The organism is Xanthomonas sp. SHU 199, assembly GCF_000364665.1.
Classification (GTDB): domain Bacteria; phylum Pseudomonadota; class Gammaproteobacteria; order Xanthomonadales; family Xanthomonadaceae; genus Xanthomonas_A; species Xanthomonas_A sontii.
On record NZ_AQOI01000507.1, the window covers coordinates 1 to 549 of the forward strand.

The 549-nt window shown below is 74.3% G+C and carries 1 protein-coding gene; it reads right to left on the reverse strand.

Features of this window, described 5'->3' with window-relative positions; all coding sequences use genetic code 11:
* Nucleotides 1-549: acid phosphatase (locus D183_RS0115645; protein ID WP_017909838.1), on the reverse strand; the 549-nt coding region annotated here is incomplete at both ends.

Consider the following 549-nt stretch of genomic DNA (forward strand, 5'->3'; position numbering starts at 1 on the left):
GGCGCAGTCGCCTGCCGGCATCCGCCCGGTCGCGCGGGCGGCGGCGATCTCGCCGCGCGCCGCGGCCAGATCGGCGCTGAAGGTCGGGTCGTCGTGCAGCCGCGCCACCGTGGCCGCGCCCATGAAGCGGCCGGCGAGCACGTCGCTCTGCCAATGCACGTTGCACACCAGCCGGCTCTCGCCGTAGTTGCGGCCACGCGCGATCAGCGCAGTGGCGCGCTCGGGCGCGATCTCGCTCAGGATCAGCGCCCAGGCCCAGCCGATGGCGCTGTGTCCTGACGGATAGGAGCCGCTCTGGCGCAGGTCGTCGAGATCGCCCGGGGTGCACACCGCCTGCGCGTTGCGCAGGAACGGCCGCGCGCGCTGGTACCGGCGCTTGGCCGCCTTGGTGGCGGCACTGGCGTCGATGCGGCTGCGCTCCAGCAAGGTGTACAGATGCGGGGTGCGCTGCGCATCGATCGCCACGCCCAGCGCGCAGGCGAACTGGCCGGCGCCGTTCGGGAAGCTCAGGTCGGCATCGCGCGCGGCCTGCTGCCAGCGCGCGCTGCA